The organism is Leptothoe sp. LEGE 181152, from assembly GCF_032906605.1.
GTDB lineage: Bacteria > Cyanobacteriota > Cyanobacteriia > Phormidesmidales > Phormidesmidaceae > Leptothoe > Leptothoe turfae.
Genome location: NZ_JASATU010000058.1, coordinates 347,721 through 373,344 on the forward strand (window position 1 = coordinate 347,721; position 25,624 = coordinate 373,344).

At 46.7% G+C, this 25,624-nt stretch carries 22 protein-coding genes; 11 read left to right on the plus strand and 11 right to left on the minus strand.

Annotation, left to right across the window (positions count from 1 at the left end; all coding sequences use genetic code 11):
* The first annotated feature begins 339 nt into the window (after positions 1-339).
* On the plus strand, positions 340-1,716 hold the full coding sequence (locus tag QGP82_RS27215) for a Sll1247 family protein (RefSeq protein WP_163701848.1): 1,377 nt from the start codon (positions 340-342) through the stop codon (positions 1,714-1,716).
* Here QGP82_RS27215 and QGP82_RS27220 read toward each other — a convergent pair.
* Positions 1,713-2,513, minus strand: coding sequence for an ABC transporter permease (locus tag QGP82_RS27220; protein WP_006516876.1), 801 nt, complete (start codon positions 2,511-2,513; stop codon positions 1,713-1,715). The two genes, QGP82_RS27215 and QGP82_RS27220, sit on opposite strands and share 4 nt — an antisense overlap.
* 365 nt (positions 2,514-2,878) lie before the next feature.
* On the opposite strand from QGP82_RS27220, the gene QGP82_RS27225 reads away from it, so the two are divergent.
* Together QGP82_RS27225 and QGP82_RS27230 are read left to right on the plus strand one after the other, a co-directional pair.
* Positions 2,879-3,307 (plus strand): photosystem I reaction center subunit II PsaD, encoded by a 429-nt coding sequence (locus QGP82_RS27225; protein WP_163665834.1) that lies wholly within the window; start codon positions 2,879-2,881, stop codon positions 3,305-3,307.
* A gap of 250 nt (positions 3,308-3,557) precedes the next feature.
* Positions 3,558-5,090 (plus strand): anthranilate synthase component I family protein, encoded by a 1,533-nt coding sequence (locus QGP82_RS27230; RefSeq protein WP_163701846.1) that lies wholly within the window; start codon positions 3,558-3,560, stop codon positions 5,088-5,090.
* A gap of 87 nt (positions 5,091-5,177) precedes the next feature.
* Here QGP82_RS27230 and QGP82_RS27235 read toward each other — a convergent pair whose 3' ends face one another.
* Both QGP82_RS27235 and QGP82_RS27240 read right to left on the minus strand, forming a co-directional pair.
* Complete coding sequence (locus QGP82_RS27235; protein WP_163659831.1) at positions 5,178-5,861, minus strand: DUF7847 domain-containing protein; 684 nt, start codon at positions 5,859-5,861, stop codon at positions 5,178-5,180.
* Positions 5,862-6,047: 186 nt separating this feature from the next.
* On the minus strand, positions 6,048-7,127 hold the full coding sequence (locus QGP82_RS27240; protein WP_499061589.1) for a mannose-1-phosphate guanylyltransferase: 1,080 nt from the start codon (positions 7,125-7,127) through the stop codon (positions 6,048-6,050).
* A gap of 360 nt (positions 7,128-7,487) precedes the next feature.
* Between QGP82_RS27240 and QGP82_RS27245 the strand changes: the two genes are divergently transcribed.
* On the plus strand, positions 7,488-8,834 hold the full coding sequence (locus QGP82_RS27245; RefSeq protein ID WP_499061590.1) for an LCP family protein: 1,347 nt from the start codon (positions 7,488-7,490) through the stop codon (positions 8,832-8,834).
* A gap of 164 nt (positions 8,835-8,998) precedes the next feature.
* On the opposite strand, the gene QGP82_RS27250 is transcribed toward QGP82_RS27245, so the two are convergent.
* The 3 genes from QGP82_RS27250 to glnA form a co-directional block, all read right to left on the minus strand.
* A complete protein-coding gene (locus tag QGP82_RS27250; protein WP_163701841.1) occupies positions 8,999-9,697 on the minus strand; it encodes a GDSL-type esterase/lipase family protein in 699 nt (232 codons plus the stop codon).
* 230 nt (positions 9,698-9,927) lie between these two features.
* Entirely contained in the window at positions 9,928-10,128 is a 201-nt protein-coding gene (gene gifA, locus QGP82_RS27255) for a glutamine synthetase inactivation factor IF7A (protein ID WP_163659834.1), read from the minus strand.
* A gap of 254 nt (positions 10,129-10,382) precedes the next feature.
* Positions 10,383-11,804, minus strand: coding sequence for a type I glutamate--ammonia ligase (glnA, locus tag QGP82_RS27260; protein ID WP_163659835.1), 1,422 nt, complete (start codon positions 11,802-11,804; stop codon positions 10,383-10,385).
* Between the two features lie 921 nt (positions 11,805-12,725).
* Here glnA and apcB point away from each other — a divergent pair.
* Both apcB and QGP82_RS27270 read left to right on the plus strand, forming a co-directional pair.
* Entirely contained in the window at positions 12,726-13,235 is a 510-nt protein-coding gene (gene apcB, locus QGP82_RS27265; protein WP_163659836.1) for an allophycocyanin subunit beta, read from the plus strand.
* 65 nt (positions 13,236-13,300) lie between these two features.
* Positions 13,301-14,545, plus strand: a complete 1,245-nt coding sequence (locus QGP82_RS27270) for an FGGY-family carbohydrate kinase (protein ID WP_499061591.1) — start codon at positions 13,301-13,303, stop codon at positions 14,543-14,545.
* Between the two features lie 60 nt (positions 14,546-14,605).
* On the opposite strand, the gene petG is transcribed toward QGP82_RS27270, so the two are convergent.
* On the minus strand, positions 14,606-14,719 hold the full coding sequence (gene petG / locus QGP82_RS27275; protein ID WP_006516887.1) for a cytochrome b6-f complex subunit V: 114 nt from the start codon (positions 14,717-14,719) through the stop codon (positions 14,606-14,608).
* A gap of 291 nt (positions 14,720-15,010) precedes the next feature.
* Here petG and QGP82_RS27280 point away from each other — a divergent pair, with 291 nt between their 5' ends.
* The gene (locus QGP82_RS27280; protein WP_225920325.1) at positions 15,011-15,421 is read left to right on the plus strand and encodes a c-type cytochrome; all 411 of its coding nucleotides are present in this window, start codon (positions 15,011-15,013) and stop codon (positions 15,419-15,421) included.
* A 12-nt stretch (positions 15,422-15,433) separates the two neighbouring features.
* On the opposite strand, the gene QGP82_RS27285 is transcribed toward QGP82_RS27280, so the two are convergent.
* A complete protein-coding gene (locus QGP82_RS27285; RefSeq protein WP_163701836.1) occupies positions 15,434-16,495 on the minus strand; it encodes a D-alanine--D-alanine ligase family protein in 1,062 nt (353 codons plus the stop codon).
* 1,137 nt (positions 16,496-17,632) lie between these two features.
* Here QGP82_RS27285 and QGP82_RS27290 point away from each other — a divergent pair.
* Positions 17,633-17,971 (plus strand): hypothetical protein, encoded by a 339-nt coding sequence (locus QGP82_RS27290; RefSeq protein WP_163701834.1) that lies wholly within the window; start codon positions 17,633-17,635, stop codon positions 17,969-17,971.
* A gap of 144 nt (positions 17,972-18,115) precedes the next feature.
* On the opposite strand, the gene QGP82_RS27295 is transcribed toward QGP82_RS27290, so the two are convergent.
* The 3 genes from QGP82_RS27295 to QGP82_RS27305 all read right to left on the minus strand — a co-directional run bounded on the left by QGP82_RS27295 (position 18,116) and on the right by QGP82_RS27305 (position 22,521).
* Positions 18,116-19,984: a TolC family protein gene (locus tag QGP82_RS27295; protein WP_499061592.1), complete on the minus strand. Its 1,869-nt coding sequence runs from the start codon at positions 19,982-19,984 to the stop codon at positions 18,116-18,118.
* Positions 19,985-20,175: 191 nt separating this feature from the next.
* Complete coding sequence (locus QGP82_RS27300) at positions 20,176-21,537, minus strand: TIGR03279 family radical SAM protein (RefSeq protein WP_499061593.1); 1,362 nt, start codon at positions 21,535-21,537, stop codon at positions 20,176-20,178.
* A 78-nt stretch (positions 21,538-21,615) separates the two neighbouring features.
* The gene (locus QGP82_RS27305) at positions 21,616-22,521 is read right to left on the minus strand and encodes an undecaprenyl-diphosphate phosphatase (RefSeq protein ID WP_006516893.1); all 906 of its coding nucleotides are present in this window, start codon (positions 22,519-22,521) and stop codon (positions 21,616-21,618) included.
* 506 nt (positions 22,522-23,027) lie between these two features.
* Between QGP82_RS27305 and QGP82_RS27310 the strand changes: the two genes are divergently transcribed.
* The 3 genes from QGP82_RS27310 (at position 23,028) to psbU (ending at position 25,606) form a co-directional block, all read left to right on the plus strand.
* A complete protein-coding gene (locus tag QGP82_RS27310) occupies positions 23,028-23,729 on the plus strand; it encodes a DUF3120 domain-containing protein (protein ID WP_163659844.1) in 702 nt (233 codons plus the stop codon).
* A gap of 367 nt (positions 23,730-24,096) precedes the next feature.
* Positions 24,097-25,059 (plus strand): adenylate/guanylate cyclase domain-containing protein, encoded by a 963-nt coding sequence (locus tag QGP82_RS27315; protein ID WP_250564677.1) that lies wholly within the window; start codon positions 24,097-24,099, stop codon positions 25,057-25,059.
* 130 nt (positions 25,060-25,189) lie between these two features.
* On the plus strand, positions 25,190-25,606 hold the full coding sequence (psbU, locus tag QGP82_RS27320) for a photosystem II complex extrinsic protein PsbU (RefSeq protein ID WP_163659848.1): 417 nt from the start codon (positions 25,190-25,192) through the stop codon (positions 25,604-25,606).
* The last annotated feature ends 18 nt before the right edge of the window (positions 25,607-25,624 follow it).

Genomic DNA, 25,624 nt, shown 5'->3' on the forward strand with positions numbered 1-25,624 from the left:
AGTGATTTTCCCTAAAATGGAAAGATGGGTATACCAGATTATTCCCATTTTCTCATTGAGGGGCAGATATGGGTCTTATTGTTGCTTACCCGTTCAATTTAATGCTTCGACATTAAAACCTATCGGCAGCCTCTGGGGGGCAGTCCATGCTTTTTAAAGAGCAATTTCATGATTCATACGCAGACATCCCAGCCCAATCTTATGTCTCGATTTATACTTTTCAATACCCTTGGCAGTGCTTCAGTAGGCACACGGGTGCCATTACATCCGAAAATCATTAATTCTTTTAGGTAGACTTAGCTGACAATATGTAAGTTCCTGATTGAGTTCCTGGTGACTATGGTTCGTACAGATATCCAGAACGCCCAACACGTCTTATACGATTTCTTTCTCTACAGTGTCCAAACGGAACCTGTTGACGTTGTTTTGGCCACATTTCGTCGTCTTTTTGTGGATTACACAGAATCATCCACTGAATCAGAGCTTCCTGTCGCCCTATATTCTATAGTCATTGCGAACAGCGAACAGCAGTTTCTATTTACCCTCAAACGGGTTTGCTACATCCTAATTAACAACTGGGGCATTCAACGCCAACCAGACGCCATCCGCGCTCTGATCAAGATGTTTGATGACCAAGTTTTAATGCGTCCTGGGTTTTCGCTAATCCTCAAGCGACTGCGCATTTGGATGCGGAACTTTATTACCAGTCAAGACTTTCATGATCTGAAACTGTTTGCAGCCCGCTACGAACAGCATGAACATTGGAGCAATCGATATACATCCTATTTATTGGCTCCTCAGTATCTAAATCTAGAGAACCCATTAGAACAACGCGAAGCCGCTCGTCACTTATCGTCACAGCTGAAGTCAAAGTTTCGCTTTGATCTGGCAATGTATACAGCCAAATCCCAGATGGAGTCTCCGCCCACAACAATCGATAACCCAACGGTATTAGGCGAAGCTGCCATTAATTTGATCAAGATGCTGCTGTTGCAGCCAGGTCGTTTTGGCTATGAGAACCTGGCAAATTTGTTGCGTAAACAATGCCAGCAGCTGACTTACTGGGAATTTAAACGGGCGTTATTGCACTATCTAGCCTATGCACTCCCCAATACCCCCATTACTCGCGCCCTCAAAGACAAATTACCCGACTCTGTTTTGACAATTTACAGGCACAATAACTCGGAGTTATTAACAGAAGCTCTGATTTTACGTACCTGCAAACGAGTCATTGACATTCTTACCTGTGAAGATGGGGTACAACCGTCCAAATTCTTTAGTATGTTCCTAGCCCAAGGAAACCCACTGGTGCTAGTCATTTTATTGCTCAAAATTGCCCTATTTTGTCCCAATGTACAATCTCATCTAGAGCTTCGTATTGCTAGCTTAATTCGATATTACGAAACCTATTCAGAAGAAGACTGTCGCTGGGTCATCAACTTTTTTGAGGTATTTCGCATTACGTTTGCAGTCTATGCAAGCGGCACTCTTTACAACTTAGTGCAGATCTCCACAGACGATGCGACTGTGCCGCCCCTCAGTACCTATCGGATTTTTTCACAACTGCGAGATCAGCATCTGAACTTTAACCAAGTTGCAGCAGAGCTTGAACAGCGCATCATGGAGGACGAGACCTTACAACAACACTTAGTAGCCCAAACTCCACTAGAAATCGCAACTATGCCTCCCACCATGCAGGACGCGATCGCAAGTTAGTCTTGCTGGCGGGCAAACTGATAGGCCCCATTCATGGAAAGTGCGATCGCAACTATCAACAACACAGGAATCGAGTACCAAGGAAACTCATTCAGGGGTTGATACGCTACAGCCCGTAAGCCAATGGTTGTATAGGTGAGGGGCAGCAGATAAACAATGCCCTTTAGCACAGCGGGCAGCGTAGATGGGTCAAAAAATGTCGCCCCCAGAAATGACATCGGTACAATCAAAAAATTGTTAAAGAGTCCAACGCTCTCCAAGGATTTAACATTTAAGCCAACAATTACCCCTAAACCAGCAAACACCGCACAATTCAGCACTAGCAGCAATAAAAACAGTGGGTGCAAGAAACTCCATACATCACGGGTAAACAGGATGGCCACCAAAATCACTGAGCCAGCCGTTAACAAACCACGTACTATCCCTGCCAACATCTTTCCTAAATGCATCGCTAGAGGATGAATGGGAAACAGCAGCATTTCCTCAAAATTTTTCGTAAACAGTCGCTCACCACAAATCGAGAACGTGGTTCCACCAAAGCTAATCACCATGGATGATAGCGCCACCATACCAGGCAGAATAAATTCTAAATAGCTATCCCCTACGGGGGGGCGGGCAGCTTGGTCGAGAGAACTCCCCAACCCCAACCCAAACGCCAAAATATAGATAAGGGGAGACACCAACCCTGATGCCGCCACTTGGGGAATCCGCACCCGCAAATCCAACCAGTCCCCCCAAAAAATGGTCCAACTGTCTGCAAACAGGGTCTGTAGTGTGCGAGCTCGGAATATTTTCACAGCTTATAAATCCGAAATCTTAAATGTGTCTTTATTATCAATGGTTACGGTGCCATTTTCCCCATATATTCATTACGTATCTATATTGACCTTATTGACCTTACTCAAGAAATTCTATAAATTTTTTCCACCAAATAAATAATTCACCATATTTGATGATTGTTCTTTGTTACTACCACTAGATATGGTGTTTTCCTGGGAAGAAAACAGTGAAGCTAGAAATCCTTTAATCGTCATGGGATGTAGCAGATTTAGACAGCCACATTTAAACTCTGAAGAACTATTACGCTTCCTCACAAAGAATGTAAACAACGTCATTTACAGTGATAAATTTGTGAGCGATAAGGTTGAGAGATAATATTTCCATGTCTGAAGAAATTACTGGCAAAACTCCGATCTTTGGTGGCAGTACTGGTGGCCTACTTTCCGCTGCTGAGCGGGAAGAAAAGTACGTTATCACCTGGAGCAGCAAAAAGGAACAGCCCTTTGAGATGCCCACTGGTGGTGTAGCTATCATGAACACAGGCGAGAATATGCTTTATCTAGCTCGCAAAGAGCAGTGCTTAGCTCTCAGCCGTCAACTCAAGACCAAATTTAAGCCCAGAATTACTGATTATAAAATTTATCGCGTTTTACCTACTGGTGAGACTACCTATTTGCACCCGGCAGATGGTGTTCCTCCTGAGAAGGTTAACGAAGGTCGTGGTTACAGCGGCAAGATTGATCGCAACATTGGGAGTAATCCTAACCCAGCGACTATTAAGTTTAGCGGTAAGGAACCCTACGAGGTTTAAGGATTTTAGCTACTGCACCTATTGCATTGGTTTAGAAGAATAACCGTTACGGCTTTAAGAGGCAGTCTATGGGCTGCCTCTTTTTAATGGTCTAATGGCCGACTATCCTCTGATTAATTTTGCCGCTTACCCAAGGTTCAACCCCATAAGACAGGCTGAACAACGTTATCCACATCTAGAGCTGTAGTTTTCTGCAAAACAACTTAAGGTTGAACTTGCATATGCGTTTACGCCTACCTTCCAATACTCCATGATTTATCCAGACCTCGACACATTTAAGACGCTTGCAAAACAGGGTAACTTTGTCCCGGTATACCAGGAGTGGGTTGCCGATCTGGATACGCCAGTGTCAGCCTGGTGCAAGGTATGCGCAGGGCAGCCCTACAGTTTTTTACTGGAGTCTGTCGAGGGGGGTGAAAATATTGGCCGCTATAGTCTATTGGGGTGTGATCCACTATGGACTCTTGAAGCCAAAGGCGAAACGACCACTCAGCGATTTCGCGACGGTACTGAGCAAGTGTTTACCGGCAATCCCTTTGATATTTTGACGGACTGTCTTGCTCCCTATCAACCGGTGAAATTGCCCGCCTTACCCCCTGGTATTGGTGGGTTATTTGGCTTTTGGGGTTATGAGCTGATCAAGTGGATTGAGCCGACGGTTACGATTCACCCGTTTAGTCAGGGTGACCTGCCTGATGGTCTATGGATGCAGGTGGATAGCCTATTGATTTTTGACCAGGTTAAGCGAAAAATTTGGGCTGTTAGCTATGCAGATTTACGTGACCCTGAGATTGGGCTGGAGCAGGCTTATGGGGAGAGTTGCGATCGCATAAGCAACCTCGTCAATAAACTCAACCTGCCCTTAGCGAGCCAAGACAGTCGCCTTGCCTGGACCCCTCCTGGCAGTAATCAAGCAGCTGAGCTGGCCTATACCAGTAACCGCAGCAAAGACGAATTTTGCCAAAGTGTAGAAACGGCCAAAGCCCACATCAAAGCGGGCGATATTTTCCAGTTGGTCATCTCCCAGCGTCTGACAACTGACTACAGTGGTAATCCGTTTGACCTATATCGCTCATTGCGACTGGTCAATCCATCGCCCTATATGGCCTATTTCAACTTCCAAGGCTGGCAGATTATTGGCTCCAGCCCTGAGGTTATGGTCAAAGCCACCCGCGAAGGCGATGACGATACCCTGACCGCCATTCTCCGACCTATTGCCGGTACCCGTCCTCGCGGCAAAACAATTGCTGAAGATAATGCCTATGCTGAGGATCTATTGGCTGACCCCAAAGAACTTGCCGAGCACGTGATGCTGGTGGATCTAGGCCGTAATGATTTGGGGCGCGTATGTACCAGCGGCACCGTCAGCGTTGATGAGCTGATGATCATTGAGCGTTACTCCCATGTCATGCACATCGTCAGCAACGTCATCGGCGAACTGGCACCTGGCAAAACCGCGTGGGACTTACTCAAAGCCTGTTTTCCAGCAGGTACAGTCAGTGGTGCGCCCAAAATTCGCGCCATGCAGATTATGAATGACCTGGAGCCCTGTCGTCGCGGCCCCTATTCTGGGGTCTATGGCTACTACGACTTTGAAGGTCAGCTCAACAGCGCGATCACTATCCGAACTATGGTGGTCGAAAGCAAGGAGGATGGCACACATCGGATTAGCGTTCAGGCAGGAGCAGGACTGGTTGCCGATTCGGTGCCTGAAAATGAATATCAGGAAACCCTGAACAAAGCACGGGGCATGCTCGAAGCTGTCAGATGCTTAAAAAAATAGGCTGTGGGTGTCGTACTCCACAGCCTAGAAAAATAGTTTCAGGATCCAACTTTACCTGAAGCAATATTAATCAATTAATCAGAGTGATCAAGCACTCGCGGGATTCGCACCATCAGCGTCTAAAGCCGCTTCACCTTTAAGCACTTTATAGACCATGAGCAATGCCATAACGATGGGAGGCGTGATCACCAGCCCCAGCAAATTGGACACAATGGTGGCACCCCAGGGCAAGGCGGCACCCACAATAGCGCTAACAATAAACAGTGGAATCACCAAGGCAAGCGTAATCACAAAAACAGCCCAGAAGATTTTCCACCATTTTCCTTGAGTTAGCTCCCAGCTGGCTGATAACGCCTCAGTTGGCGACTTATTTTCCAAGACAACAGCGTATTGGGTCGAAAATAGTCGTACAGAGAGGAAAATGCCTGGAACAATCAGCAATAAAAACGCTGGGATTAAAATTACGACTAATAGCAGTGACGTCAGAATTAGATTGCTAGCCTTTCTCCAGGCCATGGCCACCGCTTCACTCAGATCCGTTGTCTGGCCTGTTAAACAGCGATTAACCAGAATAATCATGGCTCCACCTAAAATAGGCGCAACCAAAATTGCATATATTACATTGAGCATGCCTTGAAGCATCACATTCCGAACCAGAACAGAAATGAGTACACCAGGCAACGCCAGCAGCAAAACTGGCACAAACACAGGGCCTACCCGCTGAAACGTATCCCGAAGAATTTCTACAGGTTTGAGATTTGTGGCTGTCATAAAACCTCTTAATAGCTAGCAATGAACTCTCTGAATGGTTTAAGGTTAATGCTTTCAACCTTTTTCACTGACTATCGCTTCTTAAAATGCAATAAAGCTCCAACCAAAACGGATGGAGCTTTATAAAGCATCTGTAGCTATATAAGTTAAGCTAATGAGTTAGCCTGGCTGGCTATGACCTATGCCTTAAAGGAAATGATGGAATTTCTGCTCTTGTCCAAGGGCTTTCACCGCTTTTTTGATGTCTTGGGTGCGGTCTTTTTTAACAATGAGGGTGGCTTTACCATCACGCACAATCACTACATCCTCTAAACCAATGGTGACCACTACTTCGTCTTCCGAAGAAGAGTAAACAATGCAGCCATTGGTATCGTGGGCCTGGTGCTGACACATGTCCACATTTTCAGCATCCCCCTTCATCAGACGCTCGATGGCATTCCAGTCCCCCAGGTCATCCCAACCAAAGTTGGCAGGCATTACATAGGCTTTCTGGGTTTTTTCCATTACTGCGTAGTCAATGCTGAGCTTCTCCAGTTCAGCATAGGCATCGACACCTTTAGACATCAGCGGTCCCATGAGCTCAGGCGAATAGGTCTTGAGCTCGTTAATCATTACCCCTGCCGGAAAAATGAACATGCCGCTGTTCCAGCTGTAGCGCCCACTCGCCAGAAACTCTTCGGCTACGCTACGCTCAGGCTTTTCTGTAAAGCGACTCACACGGTAAGCGGCTAACTCACCATATTGACCCGCATCATCGCCCTGCTCAATATAGCCGTATCCCGTGGATGGGAACGTGGGCTGAATCCCTAGTGTGGCAATGGCTTGCTGGCTCAGAGCCAAGTCAGCTGCGGCACGAATTGTGGCACGAAACTTGGGTTCGTCAGTGATGTAGTGATCGGCCGGGAAAAAACATGCGATCGCATCCTCCCCATGGCGCTTAGCCACTTCCAACGTTGCCCAGGCCACAGCTGGTGCAGTATCACGGCCTTGGGGTTCCACCAAAATATTATCCTCAGGCAGTTCAGGCAACTGCTGTTTGACACCATCCGCCAAATGAGACGCCGTAATCACCCAAATTGCATCCCAGCCACCCGCCAAAGGCAACAAACGATCCGCCGTAGACTGCATCAAACTGCGACCACTACCGTCTAAACATAAAAACTGTTTAGGGTTCTTCAGACGACTAACCGGCCAAAAACGCTCACCTTTACCGCCAGCTAAAATAATTGGCACTAACTTTGGAGTTGGATTCATAGGTTGTGTCATTGTTTACTTAATAAAGTTAAATTACGGCGTTAAAATGGTGTGTCCTTATAGAATTCTGAACAATATTAGCGATTCCCCAAAACGCGAAGCATAGAAACAGCTTAATATTGGTTAACTTCTCACTAATGTGTAGAACACATCAAACGTCCATAGCCCCATCCCCATAGACACACCAGCAAACACAACTGTTTCTACACCTGAGAAATCCATAAACAAACATGCTGTTTGGATGACAATCCGACAATCACGTCCAATCGCGTTCTGACTCTCGATTGAAGAGTGCGTAGTTTGTTTCTAGGGATCACCATTCATTCTTTGCTAGGCATCCCCCGCCTGTCCGGGCATTCTAATAAATACCCTATGTCTCCCTCTCTATCGTCTCAGTCCGACTCCACGACTTCATCCGATATACCTCAGCATCGTTCATTTCTAGGTAACGCCCTCAGAGTTTTTGCCTGGACTGGCATTTTTGGAACAACAGCAGTGGTATCTGCAGCGGCTGGGGCAGCTTTTATATTGACTGTGCCTCTACCTAAGGGTTTGGGAGAAGAAACGGCCACACCGCCATTGAGCGATCTATGGCAATCAGGTTTCCGCTATCAGGTATCCCGTCCAGTGACGCTCCTAATAATGGGACTCGACGAGGCTACTGATATTGATGGAGCAGTACCCACTGACTTGGTGGGTCGTACTGACACAATGCTACTTGCCCGGATCAACCCAGAGGCAGAAACCATTAATGTCATGTCAATTCCACGGGACACCCGTGTGGAAATTCCAGGCTATGGCATTGACAAAATTAATCAAGCCAATGTGGAAGGTGGAGCAGAACTCGCTGCTCAAACCGTCAGCTATAACTTCAACGAGGTTGAGATTGACCGCTATGTCAGGGTCAGCACGGCTGCCTTTCGTGAAATTGTCGATTTAATCGGTGGCGTCGAAGTCTTTGTCCCCAAACGAATGCAATATGAGGATAAAACTCAAGGGCTAGTAATTGATTTAGAACCTGGTTGGCAAACCCTTAATGGCGATGAGGCTGAACAATTTGCTCGATTTCGTCAGGATAACTTGGGGGATATTGGGCGGGTACAACGGCAGCAAATTTTGCTAAAGGCTTTGCGCGATCGCATGATCAATCCAAAGGTCATTACCCAATTGCCACAAATTGTTCGCATTCTGCAAAGCCATATCGATACAAATCTATCTACCGAAGAAATTCTGGCGTTAGCAGGTTTTGGACTACAGCTTGACCGAGAAAATCTCAACATGGTGATGCTGCCAGGTCGCTTTAGCAGCCCAACTGAATATAGGGCAAGCTATTGGATTGCTGACACCAATAATACGAATGAGGTCATGCAGAAGTTCTTCGATGCAGAACCCGATGCCCTTCTAGCTACCGATACACCTCGCCGTTCTATTAGTCGCCTCCGCATCGCTGTTCAAAATGCATCAAGGGAGCCATATATGGGTCAAGCCGTGGCCGATCATCTACGCAATGAAGGCTTCCGCAATGTTTACCTGATTGCAGATTGGCCTGATTTCCAGCATCAAACAACGGTGATTGCCCAACGGGGTGACATTGACGGTGCTGGCTTTTTAGAGGCCGTCCTGGGAGCTGGTAAAGTCGTTGCTGACTCCACAGGTGATCTAGACTCCGATATCACCATCCGCGTTGGCGATGACTGGACAGAGCAGCTGATTCAGTGATATGAGCACTGCCCATGGTTACCCATAAGTCTTCCAGAACAGTATTTTCAAGCACCGTTCTTCACACAATGCTCACCACACTTGTATTAGCAACTGTGCTGGCTTGTCTTTGGGTACTTTTAGCAGCAACACCAGCTCAGTGATGCCAGGTTAAGCCTCAAATCTTAGACTAAGGCTTGCATCAATGGCTCCCATACTGAAATTTCCTGCATAAGCGTACGATATCCCAATACGTTAGGATGCAAGCCATCTTCACACAGGCGTTCGTTACACCAAGCTTGTCCCTGGGATTGCCACCGTTGAAAAAGATCTAGATAGGGAATCTGTCGTGCTGCGCAAGCATGACGAGTGATTTGGTTGTAATGGATTTGGTCACTATTTGAAAAGTGAAGGATATCTGCATAGGGCATCGCAGCCTCATTCACAGGAATCATGCCCACAAAAAATGTGGGGCATAACTGCGTAGCTTGATCAAGTAATCCGTAAAGTTCTTGAGTAAAGGCAACCCGATCCATGATGGGGCGTCCTATAGACCGTCCTATGCGTGCACTATCATTTAAGCCTACGGAGAGCACCAAAATATCAGGCACTCGACGGCGCAGCTCACCGCGCAGCTTAAACTCCCCGTCTAACCGTCTAGCTACACGCTGTACACCATCGCCTCGCACGCCCAGGTTATAGATAATGGGTCCTGGCTGTGATGGATCCATCCATTGACGACGCAAGCGCTCAACCCAACCGCCACCTTCGATATCACCGTAACCGTAAATCAGGCTATCGCCGATAACAACTACTTTTTTAGGATGAGCGGACTTAGCCTGACCATTGCGGGACTCGGCAGCACGAGAAGTAAGAGCAGCCATAAACCTTTTAACCGAAGAAGCAACGGAATAACAAAACTTGTGACACTAACCCTAAAGACTAAGTCAATACATCTAGCTCCCTGCAAATTAACATTTTGTACCGCTTAGTTTCAAATCTTTACGCCTAGATCTAAGTTTAATAGTTTTTTGTGATGCCATAAGACATCAGTGGGCGGGGGATGCGATCGCATCCCCCGCCCACTGATGTCTTATGGCAATTAGCTCAGTGTTTAACTCATAGCAGCATTACTACGACCATAGGTATGCTGCACATCATACCTAGGCTTACCTTGAATGCGACTGCCCCCACCAATTGAATCCATTGGCATACCAACATCCACGGCAGCACGACTCAGCAAAGAACGTTGACGATTAGTAACAGCATGGCGGTTGCTAACGATGCGCAGCCTAGCAGATTCTTGAATAGACATATCTATTGAACTCCTACAAAAGTACAGCAAAGGCACCGTTGTAGTGCCATGGACTCTTTTCAGTTTTAATTATAGCCAAAAAAACCGTATCAATTGATACGGTTTTAAATTTATTTTTAAACAAATGCTAATCTTATTTCAAATAAAGATTGGTTTTACTCAATAATCTATTGGCTACTGCCATAAAAAAACGCCAGTCTCTGGACTGGCGTCAGACCAAAAGCGATCGCTAATCAAAAGTCATTCAAAACGGATTAGCAATCATAGTAGAGAGCCAACTCATAGGGGTGAGGACGAATATCCATTGGAATTACTTCAGTATCCAACTTGTAAGAGATCCAGTTTTGGATAAAGTCCTCGGTGAACACGCCACCTTGAGTCAAGAAAGCATGATCACTCTCTAAGGCAGATAGGGCTTCTTTTAGGGAAGCAGGAGTGGATGCAATCTTAGCCAACTCCTCAGGGCTGAGCTCATAAATATCCTGATCGATAGGCTCAGGAGGCTCAATCTTGTTCTTAATACCATCAATACCAGCACACAGCATTGCAGCAAAGGCAAGATAAGGATTCGCAGTGGGGTCAGGACAGCGGAACTCCAAACGCTTAGCCTTAGGATTATCACCAGACAACGGAATCCGAACAGCAGCGGAACGATTACCGTTTGAGTAAACCAAGTTTACAGGGGCCTCAAAACCAGGAACCAGGCGCTTGTAAGAGTTAGTACTGGGATTAGTAAATGCCAGTAGTGCAGGGGCATGCTTAAGAATACCGCCAATGTAATAGGTAGCGAGTTCGCTCAAGCCAGCGTACTTATCGCCTGCCATCAAAGGCTGTCCATCTTTCCAGATGGACTGGTGCGTGTGCATACCAGAACCATTGTCCTCAAAGAGAGGCTTGGGCATAAAGGTAACGGTCTTACCGTACTTCTTGGCAACGTTCTTAATGCAATATTTATAGGTCATCAACCAGTCAGCCGCTTGGATCATCTCACCAAAACGGAAACCTAGTTCGCACTGACCACCAGTGGCCACTTCATGGTGATGCTTCTCAATGGGCACACCACAATCAGCCATGGTTAACAGCATCTCAGTACGCATATCTTGAGATGTATCAGTGGGAGACACGGGGAAATAACCACCCTTGTAGTTGGGCTTATACCCCAGGTTGCCACCTTCCTCTTCGCGACCAGTATTCCAACGGCCCTCAACGGTGTCTACGTGATAGTAGCTAGAGTTAGATGTGGTATCGAAACGCACATCATCAAAGATGAAAAATTCTGCTTCAGGGCCAAAGTATGCGGTATCGCCAATACCAGTTGCATTCAGATAGTCCAAAGCTTTCTGAGCGATAACGCGGGGGCAACGATCATACCATTCACCAGTACGAGGCTCTTTAATAGAACACACAAGACTGAGGGTAGGCTCTTTCATAAAAGGGTCGATCCAGGCTGTTGCAGGATCTGGAACCATAGACATGTCCGACTCATTAATTGCCTTCCACCCCCGGATACTGGATCCGTCAAAAGCCACTCCGTCGGTAAAGCTACTCTCATCAATCTGGCTACGATGCACCGTAAGGTGTTGCCAGATACCAGGCAAATCAATGAACTTCAGATCAATCATCTGAATGTCCTGATCATTGATCATCTGCAAAACTTCTGCGGCGGTTTGAGCCATGGATCACTCCTTTCTATGCATTCAACTAGAGCCGTTTTCACAAATATCGTCGCTAAGCGGAGGTATGCCTTGCTGAGAATATCCAGAGATTAGTAATATCCCCAAGCTCGACTCAAACCAAGCCAGCAACACCAGGAAAATCTGAGGGTAATGTAGGCGCTTTGCAGCACGGACAGGCCAACCTGTGTAACGACCAAAACATTAAAAAATGAGTGTAACGAAAAATGTATGCCTGTTAGAAGTTTTCTATATCCCTTAACAGTGGCAAGCATATTATTTGCACTCGGGCCATACGACTATGTCACCCAGAGACGCTCACTCATCCCCATACAACCTCTGAACCTGGCTATGGTCCAAAGGTTTAGTAACACCCATAAACAGATCTACTGGGTTAAAGCATGCATTAGTGCCTACTTTAACCAGGCATGGATAATCCTAAGAACTGTAATACCGAGCAATTGTATCTTTTGTTACAAATTCAAGTTTTCTCAAGCAAACCCATGGAAGATTGGGATGTTTCCGTCTCATTTTGGAGAGGTGAACTGACATCAGAGTTATTCAGATGCCCCTAAAATGGTGTCTAAGCATGCCATACAATGTTGCGAAAGATTGCGGATTGTAAAAAATACGCAGGTCAATCCACTTCTCCATTGAGTCGATTGCCTGGGGTTTAATTCACCGTGGTAGACTGAATTTTGGTACTCAAGTGTCGGTAATCGTTGTCGCTGAACGGGTTTCAGGATTTACATGGCAGCGGCAAGGCACTTGGAACTACCTTAACAAGCGGTTGGATAGCCCTTGCGCTTGTTCTCATATTTGGGTCATACCATGGTCTGTATGAGGACTTTCACTCCAAGCTTGGTTACAAATTCTTGCTCTAGTTTTTGAGTCGCACATTAATCGCACTGGGAGAAAGGTTTCATGCGGGATACGGTGACGGGTTTAATCAGCACCTACGACATCACAGGTCGGTACCTCGATCGCGACGCCCTCGATTCTCTAAAGAGTTATTTTGACAGTGGCTCTGATCGGGTTAAAGCCGCTGCTTATATCAGTGCAAATGCATCTGGCCTGGTAAAGGCGACAGGAGCTGAACTGTTTGAGCGGATACCTGAATTGATTCGCCCCGGCGGCAATGCTTACACCACTAGGCGCTATGCCGCTTGCTTACGCGACTTGGACTATTACCTGCGCTACAGCAGCTATGCGCTGGTAGCAGGCAACTGTGATGTCCTCACTGAGCGCGTTCTCAACGGTCTGCGTGAAACTTACAACTCTTTGGAAGTGCCCGTTGGCCCAACGGTCATTGGTATTCAAATCATGAAAGATGTCCTGAAGGAGCAACTAACGGCCCAGGGCATTAGTGACACTTCATTTGTGGATGCTCCCTTTGACCATTTAAGCCGTGAGTTGGGTGAAGTGAGCGTTTAATTCCACCTAAGATCAATAGTTTTGAAAAGAGGTGCTCATTCGGGTACCTCTTTTTTTGCGTGCTTATGAACTACCTAGGAATTGACTTTGGCACTTCGGGCGCACGGGCGATCGCAATCGATGCCGATGGGCAGATTGTCGGCGAAGGTCGCTGTCAGTATCCTACTCCAGAGCCAAATGCGAAGGGATGGGAGCAAACACTATGGGCGTTGATTGACCAAATCCCCCAGGCTATTCGCCAACACACGAGCGCGATCTCAATTGATGGCACCTCGGCCACCGTTCTCCTGTGCGATCGCAACCATATCCCCCTAGTGCCGCCATTGCTCTACAACGATACTCGTGGTAGTACTCCTGCCATTGCACCTACCCATAGCCCAGCCCACAGCAACACCTCTAGCCTGGCCAAAGCCCTATGGTGGAAAAATAATTTACCGGCTAATATCTTGGCCAATGCTCGTTACCTGGTGCATCAAGCAGATTGGCTCAGTAGTCTGCTCCATGGTCAACCGGGTATCAGCGACTATAACAATTCCCTCAAGCTAGGCTATAACCCACAGACTCTCAGTTATCCCGACTGGCTACTGGGCGTAGAGATCAGTCCATGGTTACCCAACGTTTTAGCGCCTGGGGATGCGATCTCACCCATTCAGCCTCAACTGACTCAGCGGTTTAACCTGCCGAAAAACTGCATGATCAAAGCGGGCACTACCGACAGTATTGCCGCCTTTTTAGCGAGTGGTGCCAGCACCCCAGGAGACGCTGTAACCTCCCTTGGCTCTACGCTGGTGATTAAACTGTTAAGCCCCATTGCCATTAATAACACCCAAAGTGGTATATACAGCCATCGGCTCGGTCAACAATGGTTAGTGGGAGGTGCATCCAATACAGGGGGAGCTGTATTACGTCACTACTTTAGTGATGACGAACTTGGCTCAATCAGCCAACGTATTCACACCGAAATCCCTAGCGGACTTGACTACTATCCATTACTCACCGCTGGGGAACGATTCCCCATCAGCGATCCTCACCTGCCACCTCGCTTGACTCCTCGTCCCAGCGATCCGGTACGGTTTCTCCACGGATTATTAGAAGGCATGGCTCACATCGAAGCCTTAGGCTATCAAAAGCTGATTACCCTGGGTGGAGGTCCAGTACACCGCATTTATACAGCGGGAGGAGGAGCACAAAACCTGACCTGGCAAACATTAAGGGCAAAAGCCTTAGGCATTCCCCTGGTTTCTTCGCTACACAGTGAAGCCGCCTATGGAACTGCACGCCTCGCCGCTAACCTAGTCGCAAAAGCCTGAACGAAAAAAGCCAGCGTTTTTAGAAACGCTGGCTTCGCAAAAGTTCTTACCAATCAAAATCTAAAAGTTGAGCTGATCACCCCGGCGATACTGCATGTAAGCCGCTACAAACAAACCGGCCAATGTTACCGGAATTAGGCCCAAAACAATTCCTAACAGCAAAGGTTCAATCACGCCGTATTTCCTCAATGACTTACAGAGCTCATAGAAGCAGCACTACACATTACTTCTTCTACCTTTATATTAAGACATTCCCTTAATTGATCCTAGTCCCTTGGTCAGGCCTAGCCAGATCCCGTGACGATGTCTGCTGGTAAATGCGCAAGATTAAGCTTGATAAATCTATAGCTTAATCAAAGCTATAGATTTGATCTTCATTTTCCAGCCAAAACAACTTGCACTGGCTCCTGAGAAAACTTTAAACTATGTATCATATGCGTAATGACAAAGTGTTACGTTCTGCTTGTGACCCAAAAAACAGTCGATAGCCCATCTCTTCCCCAGACAACCGTAGCCAACTCGGACAATCGGCTGTTGGTCCAGTTTGTATTGGCGGCAACAACAATTTTATTGTGCGTCATTTTGATTATTTGGGGAATTCATAGGGTACAAGTATCCGATCCGTACGTACATGACGTCTTAGCCTCCACAGGAGATCTCGAACGTGGGCAACAGTTATTTTGGCAAAATTGTGCCACCTGCCATGGATTAGAAGGAACTGGAGAAGTTGGACCAGATTTACAGCATGTCTCTGAGCGTAAATCACAGGTAGCACTCATCCAGCAGGTTATTAGTGGTAAAACTCCACCTATGCCACAGTTTCAACCAAATACTCAGGATATGGCCGACCTACTCGTATTTTTAGAAAGCTTATAGGACGGGGTCGCTCTAGGATTTACGCGCTGTGCGCTCTAAACCCAACTGAATTAATCGATCAACCAACTGATCAAACTCCACACCGGCAGCTTTCCATAACATGGGGTACATGCTGGTAGCTGTAAACCCTGGGAATGTGTTGATTTCATTGATCAAGACTTCGCCTGTGTCTTCAAGATAGAAAAAATCTACCCGTGATAGACCGGCACCATCAATTGCCTGGAACGCTTTCATGGCCTGTTCTTGAATCGCTGTCACAATATCGGCTGGCAGTGATGCAGGAATGGCTAAATCAGCCTGGCCACTCGTGTATTTTGTTTCATAGTCGTAGAAATCTGCATCAAAGCTAATTTCACCAATGACCGAGGCTTTCGGATTGTCATTTCCCAAAATGGCACATTCAACTTCACGGGCTACAACACCCGCCTCAACAATGATGCGACGGTCATAGCTGGCCGCATTATCCAGAGCCGCTTCTAGATCTTGGCGATCTTTTACTTTAGCAATACCAACGGACGACCCCAAGTTGGCAGGCTTAACAAAACATGGATACCCCAGAGTAAGCTCGATATCGTCGCACAGCTTTGGGAAAACACAGGGGTTGGAATAGACTTGCGATCGCAAAACTTCCATATACTTCACCTGAGGCAACCCTACCTGAGCAAACGCAGACTTCATGGCGAGTTTGTCCATACCCACAGCTGACGCTAAGACGCCACAACCGACATAGGGCATTTGCATCAATTCAAATAGGCCCTGAATCGTGCCATCTTCACCACTGGGCCCATGGAGTACAGGAAACCAAATATCAATATTGGCTACCTGTGTCGGTATACGCTCCGTTGCTAAAACTTCTTGATCATCAGCTACTAGTAGTGGACTACCCGACTTCAGAACATCGTAGGCATCCATCACCCAAGCGCCATCCTTACGAATGTAAACCGGCACCACGTCATACTTCTCAGCATTACTTTTCAACTCTAGCCCTCGAGCAATTGCTTGGGCTGAGAAAATAGACACCTCGTGCTCACCTGAGCATCCACCAAACAATAAGCCTACGCGCATCTTTGCCATTAAGTGAGGCTCCTTTTTATCTCAAAAGGACGTTATTCTGATTTATCAATAAACCGAGCTACAACGAACGCTATTTACGTAAGGCTAAATAAAAAGTTGCTGTGCCCGAGGATCAGAAACGCCAAAATCCTATTAAGGGGTTAGCCTATCACAGACTCAACCTACCCATTAGGCAATCTCGATACTCCGTGGCTATCAGACAATTACAAAAAACTCCCAAGCCCCAAAAGGGCTCAGGAGTCAGACATCAGGGTGCATCTACCAACTAACTGTCCACACAATTCCTACTGACTTCCGGACAGAATAAAAAATCAGTTTTATTTACCAGTGAGACCTCACAATTTGAGCACAAATAATGGTGCTAACATTTCGCTGCTAAAAAATTAGCAAAAAAAACTCCCAGGCCCCAAAAGGGCTTAGGAGTCAGACATCAGGGTGCATCTACCAGCTAACTGTCCATGCCATTACTCCCTACTTCCGGACAGAATAAAGATCAATTTTTATTTACAACTTAAGTAGTAGAAATTTGGATTCATCTTTGATCAATTGATAGCACTAAAATCTAGATTTCAGGCAATAAAAAAAACTCCCAAACCCCAGAAGGGCTCAGGAGTCAGACATCAGGGTGCATCTACCAGCTAACTGTCCATGCCATTACTCCCTACTTCCGGACAGAACAAAATCAAATTGCATTTACAACTGAATCTTCTTTTTAAACGTCATATCTAATTAAGTAATTGAGTTGATCAAAAATAAACTCCTAAGCCCCACAAGGATTCATAGGTTAGGCATCAGGATACATCTACCAGCGAACTGTCAATACTATTCTTCCCCGCTACCGGACACAATAGAATCAAGTTTTACTAGCAACCTAGCCCTCATTATTTGGTAAGAAGAAGTAGCAGCATTAATTAGCAAAAAAAAGCTCCCAAGTCCCAGAAGGGCTCAGGAGTTAGACATCAGGGTGCATCTACCAGCTAATTGTCCATGTCATCCCCCCTGACGTCCGGACAGAACTCAAAATCAGCTTCTTTTTCCGTTCTTACCATAAGAAAGCATCAAGATTTTAGCGACCCCGTGTCAAAAACAACATGACCAGAGATAATGCGATTAAACCTTTGACCTTACTCAGGATCTGTGAAATATTTTTTTCTGTCCGACGGCTGGACAACTGGCAGAGTATGGGAGTTTGGCGGCCTTTGGAATGAAATTGCCTGGCAGCGCAAACCAATTATCAACAAGCTAGGGCTTTACATCGAAGAAGCCACAGAAAAGCTATGGTTATATCAAGTCGAAGAGGATGTACTAATGGTTGAAGTCTTGCCTGAAGATGAGACTGGCAACCCAATTGGCCAAGTTGTTCTGAAACGGCTCATGACCGCTGATCAAGTCATTGAGAAATTATGTGGCGGTGAGATATCAACCACAGACAACTCCAAACTCTCAATGTCCGAACAGCTAAGCTATCCAACTTAGTTGAATAGCTTAGGAATGTCCGTTCAAAGTGAAGGAGTTTGCTGCACTGGTGCTTGGTTAAATATAGCTCAGCGCACTTATCCTTTGGAGATATGCATTTCAGCAGCTTGCTATATCTTGGAGCTGTTAAAACACCTCTAACCGCTATAGCGTAGAACGCAAGTTGCTAACAGCTCTCTGTAATGAGGCGAGCGCTCGGTTATATCCTAAGGCTGCACTGACCCAGTTACCTTCAGCTTCAGTCAATTCAGACTGGGCTGTCAGCACATCTAACTGTGTCCCCACACCCGCATCAAGACGTAAATTAGCCAATTCCAGGGCGGTAGTAGCCTGAGTGATCGCCGTTCTAGCCGTTCTCACATTTTCTTCATTAGAACGTAGCGTGAAATAGGCCTGCTCCACTTCAAAACGGATTTGATCCAGCTGTTCTGAAAACCGTTCTTCAGCAATATCAGCATTGGCTTCTTGTTGACGAGCTCGGGCTCGAGCGGCACCGCCATCCACCAGTAGCCAGTTTAACTGCGCTCCAAAGCTATAGTTATCCGACGAGTCATCCAACAGATCGCTCCAACTATAGTTAGCAAACAAACTCACCTGTGGGCGAACCGCCGCGCGAGCTGCGCGAGCTTGCTGAGTGCTAATTTCCCGTTGCGCTAACTGCTGCTCTAATTCCACACGGCCTTGGAACGCAAGCAGAATACTATCCTCTAGCGTTAAACTCCAGCGCTCATAGGTTTCTTCCCAGTTATCTGGGGCAGGCACCGGCGTAGCATTAATATTCACCGTAGAGGGGATATTCAGCAGACGCGCCAGGTTACGCCGAGCAATGCGCTGATCTGCTTGGGATTGAATCAGTGCCTGTTGAGCATTGGCTAACTGCACATCTGCCCGCAGCACATCAAAGCGGGTACCTACACCAGCTTGGCGACGCAATTCATTATCCCGCTGGTTCCGCTGTGCTTCTTCCTCAAAGGACCTGTTAATGCGAATCTGTTCACCACTTTCCTGCAAATCATAGTAAAGACTGGTAGTTTGAAGACGAAGCTCTTCGCGACGACGATCAACTTCCAGCTCATTCAAACGGACTTGCTCTTTTGCGGCTCGGACTGAAGCAACTCGCTGGCCTGATGTGAATAGATCATAGTTCACCTGCACCGATGCATTGAGGGTGGTATCAAGCTCATCCTCCCCCACCGTAGTCCCAAAGATTGTTTGCGAATCCGACTCTTGGGCCGTCACATCTGCCGACGTGCTCACGGTGGGAGAAAAAGCAGCCCGCGCTTCCGCCAGGGTTGCCTCAGCCTGCTCCAGCTCTAGCAAAGACGCTTGCAAATCTTGATTATTAAAGTAAGCAAGCTCAATCGCTTCTTCCAGCGAAATTGTTTGCTCGTCACCTTCTTGCAGCAATACTTCCGCCTCTAACGTAGGTACAGTTAACGGATTAGGGTCTGCAAGCAATTCTGTAGGTGGCAAATTACTTTCATCTAGCAAGTCATCACTAGATGTAGATTCGGCCTGACCAGTTGCTGGCACAATTTCTTCACTATCGACCGCAGATGGCTGCTCAGCTCCATCACTATCTACAGCTGCGGGGTCTTGTTCTTCATCTAAAGCTGCGGGTTCTGCGGGATCTGCCTCATCAGTAGACGGAATCGTATCCGGAGCAACCTCTCCCTCAGATTCGTCCTGCTCAGACAACTCAGGCAGTTGAGACATTTGGGTTAGCTCTGGCGGTAAAGCAATTCCATGAGCCCTTGACGACTTTGCTGAAAACGTCGGTGATGCCGCACTTGCCATAACAGCAGGAGCCAGCATATCTGGGAAAGAATCGGCATGATTACCGCTACTTACTTCAGTCTCCTGCACATCTAACTGAGCTGTGATCAAAGGCAGCGAGGTACCACTTGGATCATCATCAATTAAGACCTTAGCGTGCGCTGGAAGAGGCAGTAGGGACAATGCGCCTCCAAGCACAGCTATGCGGATCAAAAGCGAGTGGTTGATGTATCCCATAGTGTTTGCGTCAGTTGGTAGCTAATAAATTTAGTAAATTCGTACACAAGCTCGTTTTTCAAGCAGCTTACACAGATATACAAGCAATCGAGCCCAAGGCCGCCCATTCATTAAGAAATTCTCATTCAATAGCAATTGAATCAGACTTACAAGCTGACAATCGTCATAATTGAGAGAATTAAAGCTTAGAGCTAATCGGTGCAATCTGGAGTGGCACAGGCCGCTAATAACTCGGTAATATCGTCCACTGGCCAGACAGGACACTGAAGATGATGACTTAGCTCCGATAAGGACAGATCATCTAGGAAATATGTGTTCTCAGGTGTAGCATGCTGTCCCCGCTTCAACATCAAAGACGGCAGTAACACTCCATCCCCTAAGTTGCGTTCCTTTAGCTTTTCTAAAATATCGTAACCCGTCAGTAAGCCAGTAACAGTAATCTCCTGCCCCCAATACTCACTGTTTAGAGCCGCCATAGTAACTGTTAGCCCCCTTACCTGGTTGATTCGTTCCAAAATGGGCTCAAACGCCTTTTCAACAGCGTTACCAACCACCCAGGTTAGATGTTTAGAGGTATTGATAGATTCAGGCAATTTCTGAGCTGCTGCCTCAAACTGCTTCAGAAATAAACGAATAGACCCTACACCGTTGCCAATTTGGGGATAGGCCTCATAGTGAGCCTCTGGTGGCAAGCTACGTCGTGCAATTAAAAACCATTCGTCTGCCAGCCAGGCAAATGTAGAGCCCAAGGTGTCTTTGAATTCAGACTGTAGCTGTGTGACCTGCTCAATCACCTCATTAGCTTTAGCGGTGTTGACAGGGATGAGCTCGTCTTCTGTTGGACGAAACTGAGTAAGCCCAACTGGAACAACAGCGGCTGAAGCAACAGCAGGGGTATCACCAACATGAAATTGAGCTAAATCACGCAACGTGTGCTCTAAATGTGGACCATCATTAATGCCAGGACAAACAACCACCTGTGCGTGGATTTGTAGACGGTTCTCTTGAAACCATTTGAGCTGCTCTAAAAGTAAGCCAGCACGAGAATTCTTCAGTAAGCGCTGACGCAGTTCTGGTTCGGTGGCATGGACCGAAACGTACAACGGAGACAAACGCAAACGTGCAATCCGTTCCCATTCTGAGGGAGGCAGATTGGTCAGTGTCAGATAACTACCGTACAGAAAACTAAGGCGATAATCATCATCTTTCAGGTATAAAGTGTCTCGCTTACCAGGAGGTTGCTGGTCAATAAAACAAAAAGGGCAACGATTATTGCACTGGATCAGGTTGTCAAAGAGAGCACTTTCAAATTCCAGGCCCAGATCTTCGTCATACTCCTTTTCAATCTCAACGGTGTGGCTATCCCCGGCGGCGTCTAATACTTCCAGGGTCAACCATTCATCCGAGCAAAGAAATCGATAGTCAATTAAATCACGGGGACGATCACCATTGATCGAAACCAACCGATCGCCAGGCTCAAAGCCAATAGCTTCAGCAATAGAATCACTGAGAACACTGGTAACGACAGCCGGTTGGATAGACGCACTACGCATAAACCATCGGGCTAGACAATTAATCCATAATACTTAGGGAAACCACCTATTGTGGGAATAAATAAAAGCAAAAACGCCCTAAACGTTTTGAATAGTCTTAGTAGCTAATCCAATTAAAATAGCGACGCCAAAGGCCAGGCGATACCAAACAAAAACCCAGGTACTATTGCGCCTTAGAAATTGAATTAGCCATGCGATCGCAAGATACGAAGAAATCACCGCCGCAATCAAGCCACCGACCAGGGGCACCAAACTTGCATCGCCCACTGTCGCCATCTCATCCAGCAACCCCTTAAGTTCTACTAGACCAGACAGCAAAATAGCGGGTGTCCCTAGCAAAAACGAAAAGCGTGCTGCCGTATCTCGCTCCAGACCTAAAAACAAACCGGCTGTTAGCGTTGAACCTGAACGAGATACACCAGGAACCAGGGCCAGGGCCTGACCGATGCCAACGCCAACGCCATCCCAGAGGTCTAACTTCTCAAACTTGCGCTTACGAGAGCCTACCTTTTCAGCAATGCCCAAAAGGACGGCCATCACAATAGATGTAATTGCGATCGCTTGGGTACTCCGAATCACTGACGTCTCATACTGCGTTTCAAAAAACAGCTTGATGATTAGGCCACACAATACGATCGGAATCGAGCCCAGAATTATACCTAACCCCAAACGAAAATCTGAAGACTGATAGCGCTTTGCAATGGCCGCCTTGATCGTATTGCGAGTCACTTTGGTCAAATCATCCCAGAAGTACCACAAGATTGCAGCTAAACTACCAAGCTGAATCACAGCCGTAAATGCCACACCAGGATCGCCCCAACCTAGCGTTACAGGCACAATTTTGACGTGAGCGGTACTACTAATAGGCAAAAACTCCGTCAGTCCCTGCACAATGCCAATCACAATGGCTTGAAACAGGTTAATTTGCGCTGCTTGACTCGTAGGTGCTTGGGCCAAAAGCTCAAATAATTGGCAAACAAACATGAAAAATGCTCCAAAGCTCGAACTTTATCAATTAGGTCTAGCGCAGACCACTCCTAAAGGACACGAACCATTCACAACTACATCCGGACTACCTCGACAAGCTTTTACTGATGCGCCATATCAGCACTTTGGAATCCAACTGCACTGAAATTAAGAATGTCGGTATGGGTGCACCACAAAACCCTCGGCAGGCAGTCGCAAGTATGTATCAACAGACAAACCGCTCATAGACTGAAGCATGATCCTCAGCTAAGCAGCAACCCAAAGAAAATCTGAAGTTTAGCAAAGATATATCCAATGCTCGCTAAGGTACATGCTGGCAAGACAAATCAGAACTGAAAATCCCTTATCAGCAATTTTTAATTGGGTTCTCCCGAAAAATTTACATACTGCAATATTATCTAGGTCGCCATTTACGAGGCTACAGTTCCTGAGTGGCTCGATTGACATGTTATGTTAACAATAATTAACCTCTCTCAGAATTCAATTGAATTCATCAGGAAGTATTGCTATCCGAAACTTCACCTCAAACCCAACTCACTGAACAACTAACGCTACGTTCTGATGAGCATGCAGCTCATCGGTTACCTGCATTCCTAGCATCTGCTTTCTTGGTCAGTGTGCCCGTTTTTTTTCAAGCCCCCCTTGTGCGGTTTCAGCCTTGGGTGAGCTTATTAATGACCTTTATTTGGCTATTCGGTGGGATCTATGCCCTGCGTCAGCACACATACAAACTCTGGGGAGACTTGGCCATTGGGTTTTCCTGGACATGGCTCGCTGGCAGCCTTTACTGGGGATGGCTGAGGGAAAATCCCTATGTCCACTTACCCGTTGAAGCCATTGGGTTACCCATCGTCATTATTTTAATCAGCCAGACTCGCCTTAAGATTGGCAGTTATTTTTATGTAGGGTCTTTACTGGGTACTGCTATTACGGATCTTTATTTCTACTGGGTCAATCTAATTCCCTATTGGCGACAAGCCATGACCGTGGAACCCACAGAGGCAGGTAATGTTTTGCAGGCAGCTCTACTACAGATTGAAAACCCTATTGCTGTCGCCAGGGCGTTGGCATTGCTCATAGCACTTATCTGTGTTGGCACCCTAGCACTCAAATCTAACCAAACCCATTGGTGGGCATTCGCTGGGGCAGTGCTAAGCACAATTCTGGTAGATGCGCTATTCCTACTTGCGGCAATCCTGGCATAAATAAGTAAGAGGCCCCATAAGCTTGTCTGCAAGAGCCTTACCGCTAAACGGCGTGACTTTCTTGACAAATAAGCAAGATTATTCGAATCTAGGCACCTGGTGGGGACTTAGAAAAATTAGCCTTAGCGTTGAAGATCTAGATAACGTATGAAGCTTTGACCATGAATCCTTAGGATCAGCAGTATTGTGTATGTAATGCATAATAAATAAGCACAAAGGCTATAGTGCTGTTAGGAGCAGTAGCGTTAAGGTATAGGACATAGCTGACTCGAAGCGTCGAGGTATAGTGTTATTCCCTGAAAAGACCCCTCAAGTTGGACCTTACCTGGTCCTAAAAACAGACTCAGGTCAACGTCACTTATCGTTGATGGGTAATAGTTGTTGGACTATTGGCCGCAGCGACGATAATAATTTTGTTCTGCCCGATCGCTGGATTTCCCGCAACCATGCAATGCTGCAATTTATGGAAAGCGGAGAATTCTATTTGATCGACTTAGGTAGCCGCAATGGCTCATTTGTGAATGGCCGTCGAGTCAGTGTGCCAGTTACCCTACGGAATGGGGATGCTCTAACCTTTGGGCAGACTGAATTGCAATTCTATTGTCCTGCACCAGAACCCGTTAACACCAATAGTAATAACTCACTGAGCTCACACGACTCTACCGCAACCGCTACACTGCACGTGCGTCGTTTGATTTCGGTCATGGTGGTCGACATCCGAGACTTCACAGTTATGACCCGGCAGATCGATGAAAAGATTTTATCAGAAGTCATCGGCACCTGGTTCCGTCATGCTGGCAACATCATTGGCGAGTACGGTAGTTGGGTCGATAAATACATTGGTGATGCTGTGATGGCTGTTTGGATTCATGGCACCCAGGCGGTAGAAGCTGAGGAAATGTTGAAAATCAGCCGCGCCATTAGTGCACTGAATGAGATGACGCGTCAGCTTCATAAGCAATTTCCCCTCCCTTTCCCGTTACGGGTGGGAGCTGGTGTGAACACTGGCTATGCAGTCGTAGGTAATACAGGTACAGGAGACCGTCCTGACTACACGGCCCTAGGTGACACCGTCAATGCGGCCTTCCGCTTTGAAAGCTCCACCAAACAGCTAGGCCTAGATGTAGCGCTGGGGGCAGAAACTTATAAGTACTTGAGTAAGCTGGGAGCCAACGAACAAACATTTAAGCGCTATTCAGCTTTGTTAAAGGGTTATGACAAACCGTTAACGACCTATGCATGCACGTTTTCAGACTTGGATAGATTTTTGATCAGTTACGATCGCAAATCCTCAGTTCCAATAAAATCCTCGTCTGTGCAGTCATCCTAAATTAGGGCTCAGGTGAGCATTTGCGTAACGGTCCGCAAAGGATTATCACCATTACTCAACATTGGCACAGCGAAAGTGATAGGCTGCTCATTAATGCTGTGTATGAGATTTAAATAAATCCGGCGGAGAGATGAAACAATTCTTTGGCCTATTAATGGCGCTTGGACTGGTATTTGGTACTTTGGTGAGCGATGCTCAGCCCGCAGTAGCCAATATGTTGAATGGCGGTACGGTGTTTCTGGCAGAAGCTAACTTACCTCGCAACGCAGTGGATGACAAGCTGGCTACAGAGTATGGCTATAAGCTTGATGTGAATAACACTAACGTTGCAGCGTTTAGGAAGTATCGGGGCCTATTTCCGACGATTGCAAGCAAAATCATTCGGAATGCGCCCTACGAAAACCTGGAGGATATCTTAGAAATCCCTGGACTTAGTGATGTTGAGAAATCACGGATTCAAGAGAACATGGACATATTTACCCTCTCTCCCCCTAACCCTGCGCTAGTGGAAGGTGACGACCGTTACAACAATGGTTTTTACAGGTAAGTAAGCATTCCCAGACTT